Source organism: Burkholderia sp. Bp9004 (genome assembly GCF_003858025.1).
In the GTDB taxonomy this organism is placed as follows: domain Bacteria; phylum Pseudomonadota; class Gammaproteobacteria; order Burkholderiales; family Burkholderiaceae; genus Burkholderia; species Burkholderia diffusa.
In genome coordinates this window covers 39,832-64,189 of record NZ_QTQD01000018.1, presented here as the reverse complement: position 1 = coordinate 64,189, position 24,358 = coordinate 39,832, and the positions used below count along the sequence as shown (strand labels likewise).

Annotated in this window: 26 protein-coding genes; 14 read left to right on the top strand and 12 right to left on the bottom strand. The window is 67.0% G+C overall.

The annotated features are described in order from the left end of the window. Positions 1 to 6 precede the first annotated feature (6 nt). From DIE08_RS20195 to DIE08_RS20140, 12 genes are all read left to right on the top strand, one after another. Positions 7 to 1,071, top strand: coding sequence for an NADH:ubiquinone reductase (Na(+)-transporting) subunit F (locus tag DIE08_RS20195; RefSeq protein ID WP_124903235.1), 1,065 nt, complete (start codon positions 7 to 9; stop codon positions 1,069 to 1,071). Position 1,072: 1 nt separating this feature from the next. Further along, positions 1,073 to 1,429 (top strand): 2Fe-2S iron-sulfur cluster-binding protein, encoded by a 357-nt coding sequence (locus DIE08_RS20190; protein ID WP_124903233.1) that lies wholly within the window; start codon positions 1,073 to 1,075, stop codon positions 1,427 to 1,429. A 25-nt stretch (positions 1,430 to 1,454) separates the two neighbouring features. Further along, positions 1,455 to 2,399: a catechol 2,3-dioxygenase gene (locus tag DIE08_RS20185; protein ID WP_124903231.1), complete on the top strand. Its 945-nt coding sequence runs from the start codon at positions 1,455 to 1,457 to the stop codon at positions 2,397 to 2,399. A gap of 20 nt (positions 2,400 to 2,419) precedes the next feature. Continuing rightward, positions 2,420 to 2,869 (top strand): heme-binding protein, encoded by a 450-nt coding sequence (locus DIE08_RS20180; RefSeq protein WP_124903229.1) that lies wholly within the window; start codon positions 2,420 to 2,422, stop codon positions 2,867 to 2,869. 60 nt (positions 2,870 to 2,929) lie between these two features. Further along, the gene (locus DIE08_RS20175) at positions 2,930 to 4,441 is read left to right on the top strand and encodes a 2-hydroxymuconic semialdehyde dehydrogenase (protein WP_124627816.1); all 1,512 of its coding nucleotides are present in this window, start codon (positions 2,930 to 2,932) and stop codon (positions 4,439 to 4,441) included. A 27-nt stretch (positions 4,442 to 4,468) separates the two neighbouring features. Further along, entirely contained in the window at positions 4,469 to 5,251 is a 783-nt protein-coding gene (gene dmpE / locus DIE08_RS20170) for a 2-oxopent-4-enoate hydratase (RefSeq protein WP_059604944.1), read from the top strand. Between the two features lie 41 nt (positions 5,252 to 5,292). Continuing rightward, positions 5,293 to 6,213, top strand: a complete 921-nt coding sequence (locus tag DIE08_RS20165; protein WP_124903227.1) for an acetaldehyde dehydrogenase (acetylating) — start codon at positions 5,293 to 5,295, stop codon at positions 6,211 to 6,213. Positions 6,214 to 6,258: 45 nt separating this feature from the next. Continuing rightward, positions 6,259 to 7,305 carry a 4-hydroxy-2-oxovalerate aldolase gene (gene dmpG, locus DIE08_RS20160; protein WP_059604951.1) on the top strand — a complete coding sequence of 349 codons (1,047 nt, stop codon included), beginning with the start codon at positions 6,259 to 6,261 and terminating at the stop codon, positions 7,303 to 7,305. After that, the gene (gene dmpH / locus DIE08_RS20155) at positions 7,302 to 8,090 is read left to right on the top strand and encodes a 2-oxo-3-hexenedioate decarboxylase (protein WP_059604954.1); all 789 of its coding nucleotides are present in this window, start codon (positions 7,302 to 7,304) and stop codon (positions 8,088 to 8,090) included. Before dmpG ends, dmpH begins: the two co-directional genes overlap by 4 nt. A 24-nt stretch (positions 8,091 to 8,114) precedes the next feature. Next, positions 8,115 to 8,309, top strand: coding sequence for a 2-hydroxymuconate tautomerase (locus DIE08_RS20150; RefSeq protein ID WP_257129466.1), 195 nt, complete (start codon positions 8,115 to 8,117; stop codon positions 8,307 to 8,309). A 36-nt stretch (positions 8,310 to 8,345) separates the two neighbouring features. Further along, complete coding sequence (locus DIE08_RS20145) at positions 8,346 to 9,176, top strand: alpha/beta fold hydrolase (RefSeq protein ID WP_124903225.1); 831 nt, start codon at positions 8,346 to 8,348, stop codon at positions 9,174 to 9,176. 206 nt (positions 9,177 to 9,382) lie between these two features. Continuing rightward, positions 9,383 to 10,765: an OmpP1/FadL family transporter gene (locus tag DIE08_RS20140; protein WP_124903223.1), complete on the top strand. Its 1,383-nt coding sequence runs from the start codon at positions 9,383 to 9,385 to the stop codon at positions 10,763 to 10,765. 51 nt (positions 10,766 to 10,816) lie between these two features. On the opposite strand, the gene DIE08_RS20135 is transcribed toward DIE08_RS20140, so the two are convergent. The 7 genes from DIE08_RS20135 to DIE08_RS20105 form a co-directional block, all read right to left on the bottom strand. After that, entirely contained in the window at positions 10,817 to 12,595 is a 1,779-nt protein-coding gene (locus tag DIE08_RS20135; protein ID WP_226115330.1) for a sigma-54-dependent Fis family transcriptional regulator, read from the bottom strand. Positions 12,596 to 12,805: 210 nt separating this feature from the next. Continuing rightward, positions 12,806 to 13,807 carry a 2Fe-2S iron-sulfur cluster-binding protein gene (locus tag DIE08_RS20130; RefSeq protein ID WP_124903221.1) on the bottom strand — a complete coding sequence of 334 codons (1,002 nt, stop codon included), beginning with the start codon at positions 13,805 to 13,807 and terminating at the stop codon, positions 12,806 to 12,808. 56 nt (positions 13,808 to 13,863) lie between these two features. Beyond that, positions 13,864 to 14,850: an aromatic/alkene monooxygenase hydroxylase subunit beta gene (locus tag DIE08_RS20125; RefSeq protein ID WP_124903219.1), complete on the bottom strand. Its 987-nt coding sequence runs from the start codon at positions 14,848 to 14,850 to the stop codon at positions 13,864 to 13,866. A 12-nt stretch (positions 14,851 to 14,862) separates the two neighbouring features. Next, entirely contained in the window at positions 14,863 to 15,177 is a 315-nt protein-coding gene (locus DIE08_RS20120) for an MmoB/DmpM family protein (protein ID WP_059604967.1), read from the bottom strand. Positions 15,178 to 15,195: 18 nt separating this feature from the next. After that, the gene (locus DIE08_RS20115) at positions 15,196 to 15,531 is read right to left on the bottom strand and encodes a Rieske 2Fe-2S domain-containing protein (RefSeq protein WP_059604970.1); all 336 of its coding nucleotides are present in this window, start codon (positions 15,529 to 15,531) and stop codon (positions 15,196 to 15,198) included. 7 nt (positions 15,532 to 15,538) lie between these two features. Next, positions 15,539 to 15,799, bottom strand: a complete 261-nt coding sequence (locus DIE08_RS20110; RefSeq protein ID WP_059605196.1) for a toluene-4-monooxygenase system B family protein — start codon at positions 15,797 to 15,799, stop codon at positions 15,539 to 15,541. A 24-nt stretch (positions 15,800 to 15,823) separates the two neighbouring features. Beyond that, on the bottom strand, positions 15,824 to 17,329 hold the full coding sequence (locus DIE08_RS20105; RefSeq protein WP_124903217.1) for a toluene monooxygenase: 1,506 nt from the start codon (positions 17,327 to 17,329) through the stop codon (positions 15,824 to 15,826). A 293-nt stretch (positions 17,330 to 17,622) separates the two neighbouring features. Here DIE08_RS20105 and DIE08_RS20100 point away from each other — a divergent pair, with 293 nt between their 5' ends. Then, positions 17,623 to 18,099: a LysR substrate-binding domain-containing protein gene (locus DIE08_RS20100; protein ID WP_311768948.1), complete on the top strand. Its 477-nt coding sequence runs from the start codon at positions 17,623 to 17,625 to the stop codon at positions 18,097 to 18,099. Positions 18,100 to 18,128: 29 nt separating this feature from the next. Here the strand turns inward: DIE08_RS20100 and dbpA are convergent, their stop codons facing one another. The 5 genes from dbpA to DIE08_RS20075 all read right to left on the bottom strand — a co-directional run bounded on the left by dbpA (position 18,129) and on the right by DIE08_RS20075 (position 23,178). Further along, a complete protein-coding gene (dbpA, locus tag DIE08_RS20095; protein ID WP_124903215.1) occupies positions 18,129 to 19,526 on the bottom strand; it encodes an ATP-dependent RNA helicase DbpA in 1,398 nt (465 codons plus the stop codon). Then, a complete protein-coding gene (locus DIE08_RS20090) occupies positions 19,523 to 19,720 on the bottom strand; it encodes a hypothetical protein (RefSeq protein WP_059604979.1) in 198 nt (65 codons plus the stop codon). The genes dbpA and DIE08_RS20090 overlap by 4 nt, the downstream gene beginning before the upstream one ends. 408 nt (positions 19,721 to 20,128) lie before the next feature. Then, positions 20,129 to 21,790, bottom strand: a complete 1,662-nt coding sequence (mqo, locus tag DIE08_RS20085; protein WP_185715876.1) for a malate dehydrogenase (quinone) — start codon at positions 21,788 to 21,790, stop codon at positions 20,129 to 20,131. A gap of 503 nt (positions 21,791 to 22,293) precedes the next feature. Further along, positions 22,294 to 22,623: a hypothetical protein gene (locus tag DIE08_RS20080; RefSeq protein WP_124627703.1), complete on the bottom strand. Its 330-nt coding sequence runs from the start codon at positions 22,621 to 22,623 to the stop codon at positions 22,294 to 22,296. A 66-nt stretch (positions 22,624 to 22,689) separates the two neighbouring features. Further along, a complete protein-coding gene (locus tag DIE08_RS20075) occupies positions 22,690 to 23,178 on the bottom strand; it encodes an Lrp/AsnC family transcriptional regulator (RefSeq protein WP_124627701.1) in 489 nt (162 codons plus the stop codon). A 126-nt stretch (positions 23,179 to 23,304) separates the two neighbouring features. Between DIE08_RS20075 and DIE08_RS20070 the strand changes: the two genes are divergently transcribed. Then, positions 23,305 to 24,342 (top strand): histone deacetylase family protein, encoded by a 1,038-nt coding sequence (locus DIE08_RS20070; protein WP_124903313.1) that lies wholly within the window; start codon positions 23,305 to 23,307, stop codon positions 24,340 to 24,342. Positions 24,343 to 24,358 lie beyond the last annotated feature (16 nt).

Genomic DNA, 24,358 nt, shown 5'->3' with positions numbered 1-24,358 from the left:
ACCATCATGAGCCACCAACTTACCATCGAGCCGCTGGGCGTCACGATCGAGGTCGAGGAAGGACAGACGATGCTCGATGCCGCGCTGCGCCAGGGCATCTACATTCCGCATGCGTGCTGTCACGGCCTGTGCGGCACCTGCAAGGTCGCGGTGCTCGACGGCGAGACCGATCTCGGCGACGCGAACCCGTTCGCGCTGATGGATTTCGAGCGCGAGGAAGGCAAGGCGCTCGCGTGCTGCGCGACGCTGCAGGCCGACACCGTGATCGAGGCCGACGTCGACGAGGAACCGGACGCGGAAATCATTCCGGTCAAGGACTTCGCGGCTGAAGTGACGCGCATCGAGCAGCTCACGCCGACCATCAAGTCGATCCGACTGAAGCTGTCGCAGCCGATGCATTTCCAGGCGGGCCAGTACGTGCAGCTGGAGATTCCCGGTCTCGGGCAGAGCCGCGCGTTCTCGATCGCGAACGCGCCGGCCGACGTCGCGGCCACCGGCGAGATCGAGCTGAACGTGCGGCAGGTGCCGGGCGGGCTCGGCACCGGCTACCTGCACGAGCAGCTGGCCACCGGCGACCGCATGCGGCTGTCGGGCCCGTACGGGCGCTTTTTCGTGCGTCGCTCGGCCGCGCGGCCGATGATCTTCATGGCTGGTGGATCGGGGCTGTCGAGCCCGCGCTCGATGATCGCGGACCTGCTCGCCAGCGGCGTCACCGCGCCGATCACGCTGGTGTACGGCCAGCGCAACGCGAAGGAGCTGTACTACCACGACGAATTCCGCGCGCTCGCGGAACGCCACCCGAACTTCACGTACGTGCCGGCGCTGTCCGAAGGCGCGCCGGATGCCGGCGGCGAAGTCGCGCAAGGGTTCGTGCACGACGTCGCGAAGGCGCATTTCGACGGCGACTTCTCGGGGCACCAGGCATACCTGTGCGGCCCGCCCGCGATGATCGACGCGTGCATCACGACGCTGATGCAGGGGCGCCTGTTCGAGCGCGACATCTATCACGAGAAGTTCATCTCGGCGGCCGACGCGCAACAGACGCGCAGCCCGCTGTTCCGGCGGGTGTGACATGGATGCGGGTCGCGTATGCGGGACGGTCAGGATCGCGCAGACCGACGAGCGCTATGCGTGCGTGTCGGGCGAGTCGTTGCTGGCCGGCATGGCGAAGCTCGGCCGGCGCGGCATTCCGGTCGGCTGCCTGAACGGCGGGTGCGGCGTGTGCAAGGTGCGCGTGCTGCGCGGCGCGGTGCGCAAGCTCGGGCCGGTCAGCCGCGCACACGTCAGCGCGGACGAGGAGAACGACGGCTACGCGCTCGCGTGCCGTGTGGTGCCGGACGGCGACGTGGAACTGGAGGTGGCCGGCCGGTTGAAAAAGCCGTTCTTCTGCGGCGCGGCCCGTGCCGGCGCGCCGACGATCGACAAGTAACCAGGAAACCAGGAGGAGACACATCATGGGTGTGATGCGTATTGGTCATGTCAGTCTGAAGGTGATGGACATGGAAGCGGCGCTGCGTCATTACGTGCGCGTGCTCGGCATGCAGGAGACGATGCGCGACGCGGCGGGCAACGTCTATCTGAAATGCTGGGACGAATGGGACAAGTATTCGCTGATCCTGTCGCCGTCCGACCAGGCGGGGCTCAAGCACGCCGCGTACAAGGTCGAGCACGACGCCGACCTGGACGCGTTCCAGCAGCGTATCGAGGCATACGGGATCGCGACCGAGATGCTGCCCGAAGGCGCGCTGCCGGCGGTCGGCCGTCAATTGCGGTTCCTGCTGCCGAGCGGGCATGAACTGCGGCTGTTCGCGAAGAAGGAGCTGGTGGGCACCGCGGTCGGCTCGCTGAACCCCGATCCGTGGCCCGACGATGTACCGGGCTCGGCCGTGCACTGGCTCGACCACTGCCTGCTGATGTGCGAACTGAACCCCGAAACCGGCGTGAACCGTGTCGAGGAGAACACGCGCTTCATGGCCGAGTGTCTCGACTTCCATCTGGCGGAACAGGTGATGGTCGGCCCCGGCAACACGATCCGGGCCGCGACGTGGATGTTCCGCAGCACGACGCCGCACGACATCGCGTTCGTCGGCGGCCCGAGCAACGGCCTGCATCACATCGCGTTCTTCCTCGACGACTGGGCCGACGTGCTGAAGTCGGCCGACGTCATGGCGAAGAACAACGTGAAGATCGACGTCGCGCCGACGCGGCATGGCATCACGCGCGGCACCACCATCTATTTCTTCGATCCGAGCGGCAACCGCAACGAGACGTTCGCGGGGCTGGGTTATCTCGCGCAACCCGATCGCCCGGTCACGACGTGGACCGAGGAGGAGCTCGGGCGCGGGATCTTCTTCCACTCCGGCGAGCTGAACGAAGCATTCACGACCGTCTACACCTGAGCCGCAAGGAGCCCAGCGTCATGGATCGAAACGACACGAACCGCAGCATCGACACGCGCGTGATCGACTGGCCCGCCGCGGCGCGCGCGGCGCAGGCGGCGGCCGAGGCCGCCGAACGGCTCGGCGTGCGCGTCAACGTCGCGGTCGTCGATGCGGCCGGACTGCTCGCGGCATTCGTCCGCATGCCCGGCGCACCGTTGCATTCGATCGATATGGCGATCGACAAGGCGTACACGGCCGCGAGCTTCGGTCTGCCCACCGGCGCGTGGCACGCCGCATTGGCGTCGCACTCGGACGCGGTGCGGCAGGGCCTCGTGCTGCGGCCGCGCTTCGTCGCATTCGGCGGCGGGTTGCCGATCGTCGAAGACGGCGCGTTGATCGGCGGCATCGGCGTATCGGGCGGTAGCGAGGCGCAGGACGAGCAATGCGCGAACGCGGGGCTCGATGCGGCCGGCTTCGGCGGGCCATGACGCACGGCACGCAAACGCGCTCCACGAACCCACGGATTGACGACTATCGGCACACACATCATGTACGACACCGAACCCATCGCCGCGACACGCGGCCCCGCCGGCGGGCAGCCGGAACCGCGGCTCGTCCGCAACTTCATCGATGGCGACTATCGCGCGGGCGAACGCTGGTTCGACAAGCGCTCGCCGCTCGACAACGCGGTGATCGCGCGCGTCGCCGAAGCGAGCCGCGCGGATGTCGACGCGGCGGTACAGGCCGCACGCGCGGCGCTGGCCGGCCCGTGGGGCGGCCTGACCGTCGCGCAGCGCGTCGAGCTCCTGTATGCGGTGGCCGACGGCATCACGCGCCGCTTCGACGATTTCCTCGAAGCCGAAGTGGCCGACACCGGCAAGCCGGTGAGCCTCGCCAGCCATATCGACATCCCGCGCGGCGCCGCGAACTTCAAGGTGTTCGCCGACGTGGTGAAGAACGTGCCCGGCGAAACCTTCGAGATGGCGACGCCGGACGGCGCGGGCGCGCTCAACTACGCGATCCGCCGGCCGGTCGGTGTGGTCGGCGTGATCTGCCCGTGGAATCTGCCGCTGCTGCTGATGACGTGGAAGGTCGGGCCCGCGCTCGCGTGCGGCAACACGGTGGTCGTGAAGCCGTCGGAGGAGACGCCGCAGACGGCCGCGCTGCTCGGCGAGGTGATGAACGCGGCCGGCGTGCCGCGCGGCGTCTACAACGTCGTGCACGGCTTCGGGCCCGGCTCGGCCGGCGAATTCCTGACGACCCATCCGGGTGTGAACGCGATCACGTTCACCGGCGAGACGCGCACCGGCGCGGCGATCATGAAAGCCGCGGCCGACGGCGCGCGGCCCGTCAGCCTCGAGATGGGCGGCAAGAACGCGGCGATCGTGTTCGCCGATTGCGATTTCGATGCGGCCGTCGAGGGCACGCTGCGCTCGTGCTTCGCGAACGCGGGGCAGGTTTGCCTCGGCACCGAGCGTGTGTATGTCGAGCGTCCGCTGTTCGAGCGTTTCGTCGCCGCGCTGAAGGCCGGTGCCGAACGGCTGCGGCCCGGCCGCCCGGAAGCGGAGTCGACCGGCCTCGGCCCGCTGATCAGCCAGGAGCATCGCGACAAGGTGCTGTCGTATTACCGCAAGGCGGCCGAACTCGGCGCGACGGTCGTGACGGGTGGCGGCGTGCCCGACATGCCGGAGGACCTGCGCGGCGGCGCGTGGGTGCAGCCGACGATCTGGACCGGCCTCGGCGACGATTCGCCGATCGCGCGCGACGAGATCTTCGGGCCGTGCACGCTCGTGATGCCGTTCGATTCCGAAGCCGAGGTGATCGGCCGCGCGAACGCGAATGCGTATGGGCTGTCGACCGCGATCTGGACGACCAACCTGTCGCGCGCGCACCGCGTCGCGGCGTCGATCGACGTCGGCATCGCGTGGGTCAATTCATGGTTCCTGCGTGACCTGCGTACCGCGTTCGGCGGCGCGAAGCAATCGGGCATCGGCCGCGAGGGCGGCGTGCATTCGCTCGAGTTCTACACGGAGCTCCGCAACGTCTGCATCAAGCTCTGACCCTCTGTTAACGACCGGAAAACTCTTATGGACTCCACGTTGATTACCACGCTGGGCGACCGGCTGTACGACGCGATGACGTCGCGCGAGCCCATCGCGCCGCTGACGTCGCAGCACGAGGACCTGTCGGTCGACGACGCGTACCGGATCCAGCAGCGCTTCGTGCAGCGCCGCCTGGATGCCGGCGAGACCGTCATCGGCAAGAAGATCGGCGTCACGTCGAAGGCGGTGATGGACATGCTCGGCGTCTACCAGCCCGACTTCGGCTACCTGCTGTCGGGCATGGTGTACGGCGAGGGCGAATGCATCGCGCTCGACACGCTGATCCAGCCGAAGGCCGAAGGCGAGATCGCGTTCGTGCTGAAGCGCGACCTGCTCGGCCCGGGCGTGACGAACGCGATGGTGCTCGCCGCGACCGAGTGCGTGATGCCGTGCTTCGAGATCGTCGACTCGCGCATCCGCGACTGGAAGATCCGCATCGGCGACACGGTGGCCGACAACGCGTCGTGCGGCGTGTTCGTGCTCGGCGACCGGGCGGTGAGCACGCGCAGCGTCGATCTGTCGACCTGCGGCATGGTGCTCGAGAAGAACGGCGACGTGATCGGCACCGGCGCCGGCGCGGCCGCGCTCGGCTCGCCGGTCAATGCCGTCGCATGGCTCGCCAACACGCTCGGCCGCCTCGGCATCCCGCTGAAGGCCGGCGAAGTGATTCTGTCCGGCGCGCTCGCAGCGATGGCGCCGGTCGGGCGCGGCGACAACTTCCGCGTGTCGATCGGCGGAATCGGCGCGTGTTCGGTGCGGTTCGCGTGAGCGCCGCCCGTTCCCCTTTCCACGCAAACGAGGAATTCCCCATGACCCGAAAGATCCGTTGCGCGCTGATCGGTCCCGGCAACATCGGCACCGACCTGCTCGCCAAACTGATGCGCAGCCCCGTGCTCGAACCCGTGTGGATGGTCGGCATCGATCCCGATTCCGATGGCCTGAAGCGCGCGCGCGAACTCGGCCTCAAGACCACCTCGGACGGCGTCGACGGCCTGCTGCCGCATGTGCAGGCCGACGGCGTGCAGATCGCGTTCGACGCGACGAGCGCATACGTCCACGCGGAAAACAGCCGCAAGCTGAACGCGCTCGGCGTGCTGATGATCGACCTGACGCCGGCCGCGATCGGCCCGTACTGCGTGCCGCCCGTCAACCTGAAGGATCACATCGGCTCCGGCGAGATGAACGTGAACATGGTCACGTGCGGCGGCCAGGCGACGATTCCGATGGTGCGCGCGATCTCCCGCGTGCAGCCGGTCGCGTACGGCGAGATCGTCGCGACCGTGTCGTCGCGCTCGGTCGGCCCCGGCACGCGCAAGAACATCGACGAATTCACGCGCACCACGGCCGCGGCCGTCGCGCAGGTCGGCGGCGCGAACGAGGGCAAGGCGATCATCGTGATCAACCCGGCCGACCCGCCGCTCATCATGCGCGACACCGTGCACTGCCTGACCGAAACCGCGCCCGACGAAGCGCGCATCGTCGAATCGGTGCACGCGATGATCGCGGATGTGCAGCGCTACGTGCCCGGCTACCGGCTCGTCAACGGGCCGGTGTTCGACGGCAACCGCGTGTCGGTCTATCTCGAGGTCGAAGGTCTCGGCGACTACCTGCCGAAATACGCGGGCAACCTCGACATCATGACGGCCGCCGCCGCGCGCACCGCCGAGATGTTCGCCGAGGAACTGCTGGCCGGCCGCCTCACGCTGGCATCGGCCGCCCAGGCGGCCTGACGCCGGCAGACGCGACTTCCACGACCGGACAAGAAAGGAACGGCAATGAATCTCAAAGGCAAACGAATCACCGTCCACGACATGACGCTGCGTGACGGCATGCACCCGAAGCGTCACCAGATGACGCTCGACCAGATGCGCTCGATCGCGAGCGGGCTCGACGCGGCCGGCGTGCCGCTGATCGAAGTCACGCACGGCGACGGCCTCGGCGGCTCGTCGGTCAACTACGGCTTTCCCGCGCATACCGACGCGGAATACCTCGGCGCGGTGATCCCGCTGCTCAAGCGCGCGAAGGTGTCGGCGCTGCTGCTGCCGGGCATCGGCACCGTCGATCACCTGAAGGAGGCGCACGCGCTCGGCGTGCATACGATTCGCGTCGCGACGCACTGCACCGAGGCGGACGTCTCCGAGCAGCACATCGCGATGGCGCGCAAGCTCGACATGGATACCGTCGGCTTCCTGATGATGAGCCACATGAACAGCCCCGACGGGCTGGTGAAGCAGGCGAAGCTGATGGAGTCGTACGGCGCGAACTGCATCTACATCACCGATTCGGCCGGCTACATGCTGCCCGACGACGTGAAGGCCCGCCTGGCAGCCGTGCGCGACGCGCTGATGCCTGAAACGGAACTGGGTTTCCACGGCCACCACAACCTCGCGATGGGCGTCGCGAACTCGATCGCCGCGATCGAGGCCGGTGCGAACCGGATCGACGGCGCGGCGGCGGGGCTCGGCGCCGGCGCGGGCAACACGCCGCTGGAAGTGTTCGTCGCCGTCTGCGAGCGGATGGGCATCGAGACCGGCATCGACGTGTGGAAGATCCAGGACGTCGCCGAGGATCTCGTCGTGCCGATGATGGACTTCCCGATCCGCATCGACCGCGACGCGCTGACGCTCGGCTATGCGGGCGTGTACGGCTCGTTCCTGCTGTTCGCGAAGCGCGCGGGCGAGAAGTACGGGATTCCGGCGCGCGACATCCTCGTCGAGCTCGGCCGGCGCGGCATGGTCGGCGGGCAGGAGGACATGATCGAGGACACCGCGCTGACGCTCGCGAAGGCGCGCGCGGCGCAACCGAAGCGGGAGGCCGCATGAATCTGACGACCGACACGATCGAGTCGCTGGCCGCGCATCTCGACGACTGCATGCGCGAGGCGCGCGACACGCCGAAGATCACCGACCGTCATCCGGAGATGGACTGGGACGACGCGTATGCGGTGCAGGATGCGATCCGCCGCCGGCAGCTTGCGCGCGGCGCGCGGATCGTCGGCTACAAGGCCGGCCTGACGTCGCACGCGAAGATGCGGCAGATGGGGGTGGACACGCCCGTGTTCGGCTTCCTGACCGACGTCCATGACCTGCCCGACGGCGGCGAGTGCGATACGTCCGCGCTGATTCATCCGAAGGTGGAGCCGGAGATCGCATTCGTGACGAAGGCCGAACTGAAGGGGCCGGGCTGCCATGTCGGCGCGGTACTCGCCGCGACGGACTTCGTCGTCGCCGGGATCGAGGTGATCGACAGCCGCTACCGCGACTTCAAGTTCGACCTGAAGAGCGTGGTGGCGGACAACACGTCGGCCGCGCGCTTCGTCGCGGGCGGCCGGCCGCTGGCTGTGGATGGCGTCGACCTGCGCACGCTCGGCATCGTGCTCGAGAAGAACGGGCTGCCGGTCGCGTTCGGTGCCGGTGCGGCCGTGCTCGGGCATCCGGCCGCCGCGATCGCGATGCTCGCGAATCACCTGGGCGCGCGCGGCGAATCGATTCCGGCGGGCAGCCTGATCCTGTCGGGCGGCATCACGGAGGCGGTGGCCGTCGCGGCCGGCGACAACGTGACGCTGCGCGTGCAGGACATCGGGTCGGTCGGCCTGCGATTCATCTGAACGTTCCGAACGCAAAGGGAGGCCATCGTGCCGGTAGCACATCTGTACATCCTGGAAGGCCGCGACGACGACAAGAAGGAACGCCTGATCGCCGAAGTCACGGAAGCCATCCATCGCTCGCTCGACGCACCGCTCGAATCGGTGCGCGTGATCATCACCGAGATGCCGAAGGCGCACTTCGGGATCGGCGGGCAGAGCGCGAAGAAGCGCGGGCGCTGACGCGCCGCGCACCATCGAAATCGACTGGAGGACGTCATGTCAACCAATCCCGAACTGGGCCGCCGGATCGTCGCGGGCGGCCTCGACACCAACTATCACGACGTCGGCGACGGGCCGCCCGTGCTGCTGATCCACGGTTCGGGGCCGGGTGTCACGGCCTACGCGAACTGGCGGCTCACGATGCCCGCGCTCGCCGAGCAGTTTCGCGTGATCGCACCGGACATGGCCGGATTCGGCGAAACCGAGCGGCCGCGCGATTACGTGTATTCAATGGACCACTGGGTCGACCACGCACTCGGCCTGCTCGATGCGCTCGGCGTCGAGCGCGCGCACGTGATCGGCAATTCGTTCGGCGGCGCGCTGGCGCTCGCGCTGGCGATCCGCGCGCCGGAGCGTGTCGGCCGGCTCGTGCTGATGGGCGCGGCCGGCACGCGCTTCACGCTGACCGAAGGGCTCGACGCGGTGTGGGGCTACACGCCGTCGATCGCGAACATGCGCGGCCTGCTGGACATCTTCGCGTTCGATCGCACGCTCGTGAACGACGAGCTCGCGAAGCTGCGCTACGACGCGAGCGTGCGGCCCGGCTACCAGGAAGCGTTCGCGAACATGTTTCCGGCCCCACGCCAGCGCTGGGTCGATGCGCTCGCGAGCGACGAGGTGAAACTGCGCGCGGTGCCGCACGACACACTGATCGTCCATGGCCGCGAGGATCGCGTGATTCCGCTCGACAGCTCGATGAGGCTGCTGGAACTGCTGCCGAACGCGCAACTGCACGTGTTCGGCAACTGCGGACACTGGACGCAGATCGAGCATGCGGCGCGGTTCAACCGGCTGGTGATCGATCATTTCAGCGAGTCGACGGACTGATCGACCCGCGCCGAAGACGGTATGCCGTGCGACTGTGCGCGGCAGGTTGGGTGGGGCACGAGGAATCGCATGTCGTGATCGTGCGGATTGCCGGACGGAGGCCGGCGAGATCCCGCTGATCGCGAGCCGGGCGCAATTTCAAGCGATGGATAGCAGCTTTCTAAACGATTAGCACTATTTAATTATAAATGGGTAAGGAGACGTCCGTGAAAGGCATGTATGTTCGATTGGCGGTCGTGGCATGCGCCGCGGCATGGGGCACGCATGCGCGTGCGACCGACGTGTTCAATCTCGAAGGCTATGGTCCGGTCTCGCGCGCGATGGGCGGGACGGGCGTGGCCTACGACGTCGGCGGGGCGGCGATGATGCTGAACCCGGCCACGCTCGGCCTGATGACCGAGGGGCGCTATGTGGACCTCGGGCTCGACGTGGTCACGACCAACATTCACGTGAAGAACGCGTCGACCGGCGAGGGCGCCACGTCGGGCAATCACGGCAACAACAACGGGCCGTATTTCGCGCCGCAGCTGGCCGTCGTCTATCGCCGCGCGAACTATGCGTTCGGCATCGGCGCGTTCGCCGAAGGCGGGCTCGGTACGCAATTCGGCGCCAGCAGTTTCCTGTCGCGGACGGCGACCAACAACGTCGATACCGGGCTCGACCAGTTTTCGCGGCTGCTGGTGCTGCGCGTCCCGCTGTCCGCGGCGTACAACGTGAACGACCGGTTGACGGTCGGGGCGTCGCTGGACGTCGTCTGGACCTCGCTCAACCTGGGATCGCTGCTCGACGTGTCCCAGATCGGCACGCTGGCCGCGCAGCGCCGCGTGTCCGGGTCGCTGGTGCCGGCGCTGCTGAGCGTGCCCGGCCTGTCGGGCGGCTACGTCGGGTTTTCGCACAGCGGCATCGTCGGCGGCGGAGCCGACGCCTGGGGTGTCGGCGGCAAGCTGGGCCTCACGTATCTGCTGACGCCCGACACACGGGTCGGCATGGCATACAGCTTCAAGACCGCCGTGGGCGATCTGCGCGCCGGACATGCGAATCTGACTGCCGTCAGTTCGGTCGCGGGCAATATTCCGCTGAGCGGCGACATCGTCGTGAAGGATTTCCAGATGCCGGCCCAGTTCACGATAGGTATCAGCCACCGCTTCAACGACCAGTGGTCGGTCTCGGCCGACTACCAGCGCGTGTTCTGGTCGAGCGTGATGAAGGACCTGAACATGAGCTTCACGCAGGCCGGAACCGGCGCGAACCTGAACCTGTCGATCCCGCAGAATTATCGCGACATCAACGTCTTCGCGGTCGGCGCGGAATATCGCTACAACGCGAAGCTGACGCTGCGTGCGGGGTTCCAGTACGCGCAGGAGGCCGTACCGAACGACACGTTGCTGGCCGTCGTTCCGGCGATTCCGACGACGCACCTGAGCGCGGGCGCGTCCTACGCGTTCGACAAGGACGATCTCGTCAGCTTCGCACTATCGGTCGGCCTGCAAAAGACGTTGTCGAACGGCAGCCAGCCGAACACCGCGGTGCCCATCGTCGCAACGCACTCGCAAATCAACGCGGTCGTCGGATATCAGAAGCGCTTCTGACCGGACGCCGGGCGACGCGCATCGATGCCGCGTCGCCCGGCGCTTGTCGGGTCATTCGGCGGCGATGCCGTACTTGCGCAACCGGTAGGCCAGTGTCGGCCGGCTGATGCCGAGCACACGCGCTGCCAGCGAGAGGTTGCCGTTCGCCTCGGCGATCGCGGCGCGCAGCATCGCCACCTCGGTTTCGGCGAGCCCGGGGCGCGCGCCGGGGCCGGTCGAGGCCGGGGCCAGGGCCGTCTCGACCGGCTCGTCCATCAAGGCGATGTTGCCACTGCGTTTCAGAATGAACGACGACACGTCGATTTCCTCGCCGGTCGTGAACAGGTGGCAGAGGTCGAGCGCACCGCCGTCCTCGGCGAGAATCACCGCGCGTTCGATCATGTTCTCCAGTTCGCGCACGTTGCCGGGCCAGTCGTAGTTGAACATCGCGTCGACCGCGCGCTCGCGAAAGCCGGTGATGTGCTTGTCGTGCTTCTTGGCGAGCCGCTGAAGGAACCAGTTCATCATCAGCGGGATGTCGTCGCGCCGTTCGCGTAGCGGCGGCACCTGGATCGGAAACACGTTGAGGCGGAAAAAGAGATCCTCGCGGAATTGCCCGGCCTTGACGGCTTCCCGCAGGTTGACGTTCGTTGCGGCGATCACGCGCACGTCGATCTTGCGCGTCCGTGTGTCGCCGACGCGCTCCAGCTCGCCCTGCTGAAGCGCGCGCAACAGCTTGCCCTGCGCGGTGAAGCTGAGCGTGCCGATTTCATCGAGAAAGAGCGTGCCGCCATCGGCCCGCTCGAACCGGCCGGGCCGCGACGAGGTCGCGCCGGTATAGCCGCCGCGTTCGACGCCGAACAATTCGGATTCCATCAGGTGTTCCGGAATCGACGCGCAGTTGACGGCCACGAACGGCTTCTCGGCCCGCTTGCTGAGCCGATGCAGGTTGTTCGCGAACACCTCCTTGCCGACCCCGCTTTCACCGAGAAACAGCACGGTGGCCTCCGTGGGTGCCACCTTGTTGACCATGTGGCACACGGTGTTGAAGCCGGCCGAGATGCCGACGACGCCGAAACTGTTTTCGGGCGCGCGCGCGATCCGCTCGGCGATCCGGCTGGTGGCCGGCGGCATGGTCTGCGGCTCGAGCGACCATTTGACGAAATCGCCGATCTGCAGGAAGCGCAGATCGTCCTGCGGATCGTCCCATTCCTCGACCGGCTTGCCGACGACGCGGCATTTTGCATGCCCCATCCCGCGGCATTCGATTTCCCGCCACAGGATCGGCCGGCCCATGAACGAGCTGGTATAGCCGCACGCATAGCCGATCAGCATCCAGCAGACGGCGTCGTTGCCGATTCCGTAACTCGCGATGTGCGCCTCCGCCTCCGACGAGTCGATCAGATAGAAGTCGCCGAAATAGTGGCCGCGCTCGACATCGATGTCGAGCGCGATCGGTTCGCAGTGGACGATCCCTTCGAGCGAGACGAGCTGCGGGCCGGCCAGGAAGTCGTCGTAGGTGTTGAAGCCGGCTCGCACCTTGCGCGCCATGGCGGCATCGTGCGTGCCGGCCTGGTAGCCGATGCGGGTGATGAGGCCGCGTGCGGTTTCCTTGCCGAGGCTCTCGATCAGCTCCTGGCGCAGCGCGCCGAACGAACTGATGTGCATCAGCATCATGCGCTGGTCGTCGAGCCAGATCCTGCCTTGCTGGGGCGCGAATCGCAGACGCTTTGCGAGGTCGTGGATGGCGGGTACGCGAATCTCCGGATGCCCGGCATCGCGCGGAGAATGTCCCGCGCGATGCCGGGGCGCGGAACCCGGTTTGCCGTCGTGCATTTCGCTCCTTGACATGCTTGCCTCGCTTGCGGCCGGTTCGGCCGGTGCTCCCCTGTGCTGGTGATGCATGTGGCGCACGGGAACATGCATGCCGGCACGCATTGCGACCGAATCGCCCGGGTCAGCTTAGCGGGTGCGTGTCGTCGTGGCGATTGGTGAAACTACGCGCGGGAAATTCGCAGAGGAATGCACGCGGCCCGCCCGGGCGGGCCACGTGCAACGGGGTCAGACGAATCGATCGAAGTGGAGCTGCGCGAAGGGGACCTTGTGCCGGAGCATCAGCAGGTCCTGCACGGCCTCGATCATGGGTGGCGGGCCCGCGAAGTAGAAGCGGTAGCGGTCGAGTGGTTGCGCGAGCCCGCGCTCGGCCTCGTCGTGGACGAAGCCCGTCGCACCGTGCCATGGCTGCGACGCATCCGGGGCGGAAAGCACGACAGAAACCGACAGTCGTTCGTGCGCCAGCGCATCGAGTTCCGCCGCGGCGCCGAGATCCGCCTGCGAGCGCGCGCCGTAGAAGAAGTGGATACGCGGAGATCCCGGTTGCGCCAGCGCGCCGCGTGCGATCGACAGCATCGGTGCGAGCCCCGAGCCGCCGGCGATGCAGACGATGTCGCGGGCGTCGTCGTCGCGCAGGTAGGCGTGCCCGTAAGGCCCGTCGAGCAGCACGCGCTCGCCGATGGCGATACGGTCGAACAGCGCGTTGCTGCCCGCGCCACCGGGCAGGCGCCGGATGACGAACTGCCAGAGGCCGTCGCCGTTCGGCAGATTCGACATCGAATAGGCGCGTGCGCCTTGTGCCGAAGGCGGATAGAGGAGTGCATACTGGCCGGCGCGGAACGCCGCCTCGCCCGGGGCGCGGAACGTGAATTCGCTCATGTCCGGCGTCACGCTGCGACGCGCGACCAGTTCCGCCTCCCGGCGCGACGGGGTGACGACGGGCAGGTAGCTGTCGTCGCAGCGCACGCGGATCGTGCAGTCGCCGGTCGGGCGCGACTGGCATGCGAGCCGTTTGCCGCGCTTGCGATCGCGTTCGGAGAGGCCCGGTGCGTCCTGCCACAGCGTGTCCATCGCGCCGGACACGAGCTCGAAGCGGCAGGCGCCACAGCCGCCCACGCTGCATTCGTGCGGCAGTCCCACGCCGGCACGCAATGCGCCGCGCAGCAGCGCGTCTTCCGACGCGTCGACGGCGAATGTCGCGCCGCCTTCAATCGTGATCTGATGTTCCATCTTCAGGTTCCGCGTTACGGGGGCCGGCACGGGCCGGCCCCGGGTTCATCCAGCGGTCACAGGCCGATGCCGCGCCGGAATTCGCCGACCGCCGCGCGCGCACGCGCTGCCGCATCCTGCGCGTCGGGCAGTGCATCGCAATACGCGTCGATGGCGGCATCCGCGAGCGGCGCCCACTTGTCGATCCAGGCAGCGAGCACCGCGCGGTTGCCGTCCTGTTCCAGCGCCATGCGCACGAGCTCGCCTGCCCAGCGGCGATGCCGTTGCGCGTCGGCCAGTTGTGCATCGGTCAGCAGGCCGAGCAGCGTATCGCCGTTGTGGCGGGCCGTCTGGCCGAGCGTGCGCAGCACGGTCTCGTCGATGGCGGGCCGTGCGACCAGGTTCAGCGCGACGAAGCTCTCGGCCCAGTCCCATGCGACGAGCGCTTCCTCGACGAGCCGCCGCCAGCCCTGCCATGCGGGGCTCTGTTCCCAGATGCGACGTTCGTCGCTCGCGAAGCCGAGATCGGGAAAGGCCTGCGACAGCTCCCTGGTCCGATACGCGGTATGCGTGAGCCAGCGCAGGGAGTCGGCCGTCTGGTAGGCGGCGCAGTTGGAGATCGTCGACGCGGGCGCGAGCTGCGTCAGATAGGCGGAGCCCATCTGCAGCGCGTGGAACAGGTAGCGCGCGGGGGTATACAGATGCGTGAGGTGTTCCGCCCAGTCGCGCCCGAGCATCGTGTCATGGCCGCGCGACGAGAACTGGTCGAGCAGACCGAAGACGTATGTCTCCTGGCCGTCCTGCAGCATGTTGTAGGTGCGATAGACCAGCTCGTCGGGATCGCGGAACGCGTTCCAGTCGGCGTGTTGCAGCGGCGACGCGTTGCGGTATCGCTTGAACCACTGCGCCATCCCGAAGTTGGGGTCCAGTTCGAACGGCGCGTCGGGGTTGTCGGTCGTGTAATGGAGGTTGGTCGAGACGATCTCGTATTCGCTCGGCTTGCGCCGCCGCGCGGCCAGATGGCTCCACGTCTTGAGCGGCTTCAGGATTTCGGGTTGCGTCATGCTGGTCTCCGGTCAGAGCGTCTTTTCGTAATAGAAGCGGACGTAGTCGTCCGTCGTCTCGATGCGGCCCGCGAACGAGCTGAGGTTGATTTCCAGTTCCGACATCTTGAATGGCCGGCCGAGCGCGGCCTCCAGGGTCGCGCGGCGCAGGACCAGTTCGCCGTCGGTGTCGATGCGCACGTAGGCGAGCTTGTCGTCGATGCGGATCTCCTTGTCCGGGTTGTCTTCCTGGGCGGCTTCGATGACGCCGGCCGTGATGCTGCTCGCGCGCAGGATGGGGCCGACGCGGTTGTTGCGATAGGCGTCCGCCGTGTTGTCGTGACTCATGGTGTGTCCTACGTCAGGTCAGGAATGGGCGAAGAGCGGTTCGACGCCCTCCACGGCAACGAGGATGTCGTCCCCGTCGAGTTTCACGGCATATTCCGCGAGCCGGCAGTCGCCGGGATTGATGCCCTTGCCCGTATTCGCATCGAAGGTCCATTGATGTGCGCGGCACATCAGCACGCGGCCGTCGAACTTGCCTTCCGCGAGCGGAATGTCCTGGTGCGGACAGATGCCCTGGAACGCGCGCGGCTCGCCCCCTTCGGGGCGGACCAGCACGATCACGTGGCCTTCGACCTCGACTTCGGTCATGTCGCCTTCCCACAGCTCGTCGAGCGTGCATGCTTTGTGAAATGTCATGTCGGCCTCACGCGTCGCAGAAAATGAACTCGAGCGCTTCCATCGGCCGGATGTCCGTCTCGCCGAGCCGCGCGTCGCGCGGGAAGAACGTCTCGCTGCCCTGGCGCCGCACCCTCACGACCTTGTCCGGCCGCGGCGCGACGCGCCGGCCGACCGAGTGATGCGCGGCCGCGGCCGCGACCTCGTCCATGGTGTTGTCGGTATCGACCGCCACGAGTTGCAGCAGGAAGTCGTACTGGAAATTGGAAATCACGGGAAAAAGTGCCATGTCGTCCTCCATTGATCGGCCGTCTTACGCGGCTTTCTGTTGATTGCCGCGATTGCGGTAGGCCTCGACCCACGCGTATCGATGTGCGTCGTCGCCGCTCTCGCCGGGGGCGAGGCTCATGTACTTGAGCGCGCCCATTAGGTCGGGCGGCTGGATATGCCCGGCGAGGAAGCGATCGACGAGCGTCATGTGATCGCGATAGCGCAGCGGATCCTGCTGGAAGACCCAGCGGTCGATTTCGGAGTTGAAGTGATAGGTGCGGCCGTTGTAGTCGAGCGGGTAGTCCTTCACGTTCCAGCCGTTGCCGGGAATCGCGCAGATCGGCAACTGGCTCATGTTGCAGACGACCGGCAGGGTTTCCGGCATCGTCAGGTGCGTCCGGCCCGCGACCAGGTTGTCGATGATGACGTCCCAGGCCTTGCCGAACGTGTCGTTCCAGCCGGGATACTTCTCTTCGAGCCAGTCGCGGCAATCCGGCGTCATGCCGGCGGCGGGGTTCCACCAGATGGTCGGCCGCCAGAACCAGATGCCCATCTGGTACGCGTGATGCTGGTAGTCGAACTCGTTGATCATCTGATCCCAGTACCACGGCAGGTCGAGGCCGAGATCGATCAGCGTGCGTTCGAACTGGCCGACGATCCACTCGCGCATGAACTCCTTGAACGATTGCTTGCGGTGATGCAGCGGCGTCGCGTAGTCCATCGAGGTGCCGGTCAGCAGGCAGAAGAGACGCCATGCGCGGGCGATGGCGACGTCGACGAGCTTCTGCGCCTCTTCCTTGCGGCCGTTCGCGATCAGGATCTGCAGCGCGGGGCCGCCGATCTGCGCATGGCGCGATTCGTCGGTCTGGATGCTCGAGATCAGGCTCGCGAACGTGAAATCGCCGGCTTCGGCGGCGTCCGCGGCGAGGCCCAGGAACTGCATGTTGGTGAAGCCGGTTTCGAACGCGAACGTCAGCATCACGGCGATCTCGAGCGCGCTGCGCGACATGAACAGGTCGTCGAACGTGCTGCGCGCGGCGATCGCACCCCACTCGTTCGTGTGGTAGGCCTTGTGGGCCCAGTCGAACTGACGGTCCTTGTGGCAGTAATCGTGCGGGAAATACAGCTGCAGTTGCCCGTGGCGGTTTTCGTCCAGCATGCCGAACGTCGCCATGTTGCGCATGCCGGGGGCGCGGCCGAAGCGGGCCATGCGCGCTTCCGCGCTCATGGCGGCGTATTCGCCGAGCGCGATGGCGCCGTAGTGCGACTTCAGGATCGACAGCCAGCCGGGATCGGCCTCCTCGAACATGCGGCTGCGCTCCAGCGCGGCCTTCACGGAATAGGCGCCGGCGTCCTTTTCGCGCTGAATGCGGACGTATTCGGAATAGGAAGTCTTGTACGGCTCGTCGTAGGCTTCCCACGTTTCCATCGGAATGCCTTGCGCGCCAGTCATGATCTCGGGGAAAAGGTCGGACTCCGTAACATATCGGGGGGTCCAGTTCGTCGAGCGGGCAATGTCGTACCACGCCGACCGTTCCAGTAACGCCATGGTCATGTCTCCTTGATTGGGATCGTTCGAACCGGTTGTCTGCGCACGGAGGGTGTCGCGCAAGGGGCCGGTGTGAATGACTGAGCAAGGGCAGTGCCAGGAACGGGCTGCAACGGGAATGTGTGCGCTGCAAAAATCCCGACATTCCTGGTTTGACGGTATGAAGGGCGCGGCAGATATTTGGTATGGTGCGACGCACAAGCAACCTGGAATCAGGCCGATTTGATGATTTGGTCAAGCGAGTCCGGCCTGCGCGCGACGAACCCTGCTGATCTTTTGATAAAAATCTCGATATTCGTGCGTCGACAGTCGGCGATGCGCGCTCGCTTCACGGCCCGGCGTGGCTGTTTTCGGTACGAAGCTGGCGCGGCGGACGGCATGCAACCGAGCTGGGAAGGAGGCGCGACCGGCAGCCGCTCGCGAAGCGGCGCTCGATGAGCGTCGCGGCGTTGGCGGACGAACCGTTCATTTTTTATGCGGCCGACGGTGACGACGAAGGGCAGCTGGCGATCCTGCGGCGGGTGCTCGGCCGGGCGCCGCGCATCGTGCACAAGGTGAGCAGCACGCTGTCCGTGCTGGCGCTGGCGGGGGCCGGCCTCGGCGTGGCGCTGGTGCCGGCGCCGCTCAGCCGGATCGCGGCGCCGAACATCGTATACCGGAAACTCGCGGGCAACGTGCCGGGCACCGAACTCGTCGTGCTCTGCCGGATCGGCGGGGAATGGGGAGCGGTACAGCAGTATCTGGCGATGCTGGGCGGGCGCGCCGCGTAAGCGTTGCGGCCCGCGCCGGCATCACGCCGTCATTCCTCGTCCATCAACCGGACCTTGACCCGCTTGCCCTTGATCTTCCCCGCATTGAGCTTGCGCAGCGCGTCGTGCGCGACGCCACGCTCGATCGCGACGTAGGTCGAGAACTCGGTCACGTTGATCTTGCCGATCTGCTTGCCGTCGAACCCCGCGTCGCCGGTCAGCGCGCCGAGCACGTCGCCCGGCCGGATCTTGTCCTTGCGGCCGCCGAGGATCTGCAGCGTTTCCATCGGCGGCAGCAGCGTATCGTTGCCGGTCGGCTTCAGTTCCGCGAGCGGATGCCATTCGACTTCGCGCTTCTGCGCCTGCTCGATCGCGCCGACGCGCCCCATCTCGTCCATGCTGGCGAGGCTCAGCGCCCAGCCTGCCTGGTCCGCGCGGCCGGTGCGGCCGATGCGGTGCACGTGCACTTCGGGGTCGGGCGTCACGTCGACGTTGATCACCGCCTCGAGCTGCGCGATGTCGAGCCCGCGCGCGGCGACGTCGGTCGCGACCAGCACCGAGCAGCTGCGGTTCGCGAACTGGATCAGCACCTGGTCGCGTTCGCGCTGTTCGAGCTCGCCGTGCAGCGCGAGCGCGTGGAAGCCCTGTGCGTGCAGCACGTCGAGCAGGTCGCGGCATTGCTGCTTGGTGTTGCAGAACGCGATCGTGCTCACCGGCCGGTAGTGGTTCAGCAACTGGCCGACCGCGTGCAGCCGCTCGTTCTCGGTCACTTCATAGAAGCGCTGGCGGATCTTGCTGTCGTCGTGGCGCTCCTCGAGCTTCACTTCCTTCGGATTGCGCAGGAACTGCTGGCTCAGCTTCGCGATGCCGTCCGGATAGGTCGCCGAGAACAGCAGCGTCTGGCGCGTCGTCGGGCACATCCGCGCGACCTTCGCGATGTCGTCGAAGAAGCCCATGTCGAGCATCCGGTCGGCTTCGTCGAGCACGAGCGTGTTCAGCGCGTCGAGCTTCAGGTTGCCGCGGTCGAGGTGATCCATGATGCGGCCCGGCGTGCCGACGACGATATGCGCGCCATGCTCGAGGCTCTGCGCCTGCGGCCGCATCGGCGTGCCGCCGCACAGCGTCAGCACCTTCACGTTTTCTTCGGCGCGCGCGAGGCGGCGCACTTCCTGCGCGACCTGGTCGGCGAGCTCGCGCGTCGGGCACAGGATCATCGCCTGCACGTCGAAGCGGCGCGCGTCGAGGCGCGCCAGCAGCGCGAGCGAGAACGCGGCGGTCTTGCCGCTGCCCGTCTTCGCCTGCGCGATGAGGTCCTGGCCGGCCAGCGCGATCGGCAGGCTCGCGGCCTGGATCGGCGTCATGTCGACATAGCCGAGCTGCGCGAGGTTCGCGAGCGAGGCGGGCGTCAGCGGCAGTGCGCTGAACGGCGTGGCGGTCGGCTGGCTCATTCCACGTCTCCGAGGTAGGGGCGGCCTTCCATCTGTTCGTAGACGACGTTGCCTTCGTCATCTTCGAAACGTTCGAGGTAGTTGCGCGCGCCGCACAGCGGGCAGCGGAACAGCAGCCCCTGGCCTTCGTCCTTGATGACGACGTCGGACTGTTCCCACTGCGTGCCGCAGCTCTGGTTTCGGCAGGTAAACAAGGTCTTTCTCCAACTGAATTCGGTTGATGTGGCGCCCGGGCGGGCGCGGCAACGGCGGGCGGCGCTCGCGCGGCTCGGGCGCGGGCCGCATCGGGCGTCGCTTAGATTGCGTCGATGCGGATGATGGATCGGGCGGCGACGGGGTCGCGCGTGCCGCAATTCTAGCGGAAGCGAGGAGGCGAATGCGGACGATCGGCTGCGAGGGGCCGGTTGCGGACGACCGGTTGCGGGCGACCGGTTGCGGGCGACCGGCTGCGGGCGATGCCTGCAAGGACAGTGCGCATTCAGCGCCCGTTGTTTCCGGAAACAGGCCCCGATCGCCGCCATGACGAAAAACGGCCGCCCCGGAGGGCGGCCGTGTCGTGCGGCGCAACGGTGCCTCGCGGTGCCGCGCGGCACCCGGACGCGTTACAGCGCCATGTCGGCCGCAGCCTTTGCCGGGCGCGCCGGGGCGGCGCCCGTCGCCTGCGACGGCACCGTCAGGTCGATCTTCGGCGGCGGCGAGAGCTGCAGCACGTCGCTCGTGTAGGTCCATTCCTCGACAACCTTCGCCGGGCTGTCGTTCAGCTTCGTGCCATAGCTCGGCACGATCTGGCGGATCTTCTGTTGCCATTCGGGCGTCGCGACCTTGTCCTTGAACACCTTCTGCATCAGGTTCAGCATGATCGGCGCGGCCGTCGACGCGCCCGGCGATGCGCCGAGCAGGCCCGCGATGCTGCCGTCCTGCGAGCTGACGATCTCGGTGCCGAGCTTCAGCACGCCGCCCTTCTTCGGGTCGCGCTTGATGATCTGCACGCGCTGGCCGGCCTGCCACAGGCGCCAGTCTTCCTTCTTCGCGTCCGGGAAATATTCCTTCAGCGCGTTGAAGCGGTCGTCGTCGGACAGCATCAGCTGGCCCGCGAGATACTGGACGAGCGGGAATTCGTCGACGCCCACGCGCATCATCGGTGCGACGTTGTGCAGGTTGGTGCTCTTCGCGAGGTCGAAGTACGAGCCGTTCTTCAGGAACTTGGTCGAGAACGTCGCGAACGGCCCGAACAGGATGATCTTCTTGCCGTCGATGATGCGCGTGTCGAGGTGCGGCACCGACATCGGCGGCGAGCCGACCGACGCCTTGCCGTACGCCTTCGCGAGGTGGCGCTTCACGACCTCGGGGTTGTCGGTCACGAGGAACGAGCCGCCGACCGGGAACGCGCCGTAGTCCTTCGCCTCGGGGATGCCCGACGCCTGCAGCAGGTGCAGCGCACCGCCGCCCGCGCCGATGAACACGAACTTCGCGTCGACGGCCTGCGGCGGTTCATCCGAATGCAGCTTCACCCACGACACGTGCCACGTGCCGTCGGCGTTGCGCGTGATCTCGCGCACTTCGCTCGACAGCGACAGCGTGAAGTTCGGCTGCGTTTTCAGGTAGCCGACGAACTGGCGCGTGATCTCGCCGAAGTTCACGTCGGTGCCGATCGGCGTCCACGTCGCGGCGACCTTCTGCTTGCGGTCGCGGCCTTCCATCATCAGCGGCACCCACTGCTTGATCTGGTCGTAGTCTTCCGAATACTGCATGCCGCGGAACAGCGGGCTCGCCTGCAGCGCGTCGTAGCGCTTCTTCAGGAAGCGGACGTTGTCGTCGCCCCACACGAAGCTCATGTGCGGCGTCGAGTTGATGAACGAGTGCGGATTCTTCAGCACGCCCTGCTTGACCTGCCACGCCCAGAACTGGCGCGAGATCTGGAACGACTCGTTGATCTCGATGGCCTTGGAGATGTCGATCTTGCCGTCCGCCTTCTCCGGCGTGTAGTTCAGCTCCGCAAGCGCCGAGTGGCCGGTGCCCGCGTTGTTCCAGCCGTTCGAGCTTTCCAGCGCGACGCCGTCGAGGCGTTCGACCATCGTCATCGACCAGTCGGGCTGAAGCTCGTGCAGCCACACGCCGAGCGTCGAGCTCATGATGCCGCCGCCCACCAGCAGGACGTCGACCTTCTTCGTATCGGCCGCGTGCGCGGACGACGCGGCGACGCACAGCGCGAGCGCCGACAGTATTACCCGTAACGTTTTGATCACAGCAGATCCCTTCTTCAACTTGAATGCATCGGTTTGCCATGCCGCCCGGCCGATGCGGATTCGCGTTCGGCCCGCGCATCCGGATATCCGGACCGCGAATCCGGAACTCCGGACCGGCCGCGTTCGCCGTTGCATTTGCGCACGCGAAGCCGTTGCGAAGGACACCTTCGGATCGGCTTCATGCGCTCGCGCAATCGCATGCTTCACGTTCGCGCCACGCGTGCGCAAGCCCGTGCTGCAGGCCTCGCCGGACGGCGCTTCAGGCTGCGTCGAAAGAGGCCGCGCACCATGCGTTCCGCGGGGGCGGGATGGCAAGGGGCGCGTAATATAACCGAACTCGATTCCCGTGTCGCACGCGCGGAATATCCTTGTTTTCGTGGGGTTTCTTGCGTGTCCGGGTTTCCGGAATGACGGTGCGCGGAACCGGAAAAATGGCGGGGACGGACGGGGCGCGACGCGCGCGATATCGATACTGCATCCGGACCGCGGCGTTGCACCGCGATCCGGTTCCGATCACTTCATCACTTGGACGAACCGCTCCGGCAGAACTGGTCGTACCCCAGCGCCGAATTCGCGAAGCCTTGCGCCTTCGCGAGTTCCCACGGACGCTCGCATTGCTGCGTTCGCTCGCACCATGCGTAGCCGGCCGAGCCGATGCAGCCGTGCGCGTCGCGATCGCCGCCGACGACCGGCGGCGCGGCCTGGGCGGTTTGCGCCGTCTGCGAGGCCTGTGTGTCGTGGCCGGCGACATCGGGCGGGAGAGGATAAACCGGCTCATTCGCGCACGCGGCCAATGCAAACGCGCAGGCGATCATCGCGGCGATCGACGCGGAAGAAATGAAATGCTTCATACGGTAGCGCTCCATGGGATGAGGTTCGACGGTGGATGCCCGCGAACGGGCGCTTGAACGATTCGATCACGCATCCGGCACCGGCACGCGCGACGAGAACTTGACCTCGCGCAGCGCGAGGCTCGACTGGATCGACGACACGCCGGCCTGCTTCCTCAGCACGCGTTCGACGAATTCCGCATACGCGTCCAGATCGGCGGCGACGACCTGCAGGATGTAGTCGGCCGCGCCGGTGATCTTGTGGCACGACGTCACTTCGTCGTGACGCCGCATCACGTCCTCGAAGTGGTCCGAATCCTGGTCCGAATGCATGTTGAACGTGACCTGCACGAACGCGAACACGTTCATCCCGAGCGCGCGGCGGTCCAGGTTCGCCTGGTAGCCGGTGATCACGCCTTCGTCCTCGAGCCGCTTGCGCCGCCGCCAGCAAGGCGTGACGCTCAGCGACAGCCGTTCGCCGAGCGTCGCGTTGGAGAGCGCGCCGTCTTCCTGCAGCAGGCGGAGCATCGCGCGATCGACGCCGTCCAGTTCCACCGAAGCGCGATTTTTGCTCATTCCAGGGTCTCCGTAGGCGGTTTTCTCAAAATTGTATGAAACGGGGAGGCGAAAAGCAAAGTTATTGCCGGCCGGCGTCAATAGACTGTTGCCATCCCCTTGAAGCGTTCAATGCAACGGTCAACCATGCTCACGGTCTACAGCAGCGATCACCATCTGCATCGCGGCGTCGAACTGAAGGACGGCGCGATCACCGATTCGTTCGAGAACCCCCTTCGCGCCGAGACGGTGCTCGCGCAGGTCCGCGCGTCCGGTCTCGGTGACGTGATCGCGCCGCGCGCGTTCGACCGCGCGTGCTATGCCGGCGCGCACAGCAAGCGCTATGTCGACTTCCTCGCCGGCGCATGGGACGAATGGACCGCGACCGGCCGCACCTGCCAGGCGCTGCCGCTCGTATGGCCGGTGCGCGCGATGCCGTCGGCCGCGACGCTGCCCGACTTCATCGACGGCAAGCTCGGCTTCTTCGCGATGGATGCCGGGGCACCGATCAACGCCGGCACGTGGGACGCGGTGAGCGCGAGCGCGAACTCGGCGCTCACCGGCACCGACCTGCTGTCGAACGGCGGTGCGCGCGCGGCGTTCGCGCTGTGCCGCCCGCCCGGCCACCATGCGGGCCGCGAGTACATGGGCGGCTACTGCTACCTGAACAACGCGGCGATCGCCGCGCAGCACGGCATCGCGAGCGGTGCCGCGCGCGTCGCCGTGCTCGACGTCGACTTCCACCACGGCAACGGCACGCAGGACATCTTCTACGAGCGTTCGGACGTGCTGTTCGCGTCGCTGCACGGCGAGCCGGCCGTGTCGTACCCGTACTTCTCCGGCTACGCGGGCGAGCGCGGCGCGGGCGCGGGCGAAGGCTTCAACCTGAACCTGCCGCTGTCGAAGGGCACGCAGTGGGACACCTATGCGACGGCGCTCGGCCAGGCCGCCGCCGCAATCGCGAAGCACGCACCCGACCTGCTCGTCGTGTCGCTCGGCGTCGATACGTTCGAGCACGATCCGATCAGCCATTTCAAGCTGCGCTCGCCCGACTACCTGCGGATCGGCGAAGCGCTCGCGCGCCTGAACCTGCCGACGCTGTTCGTGATGGAGGGCGGCTACATGGTCGAGGAAATCGGTATCAACGCGGTGAACGTGCTGCTCGGCTTCGAAGGGCGCGCGTGACCGCATCGCTTCGCCT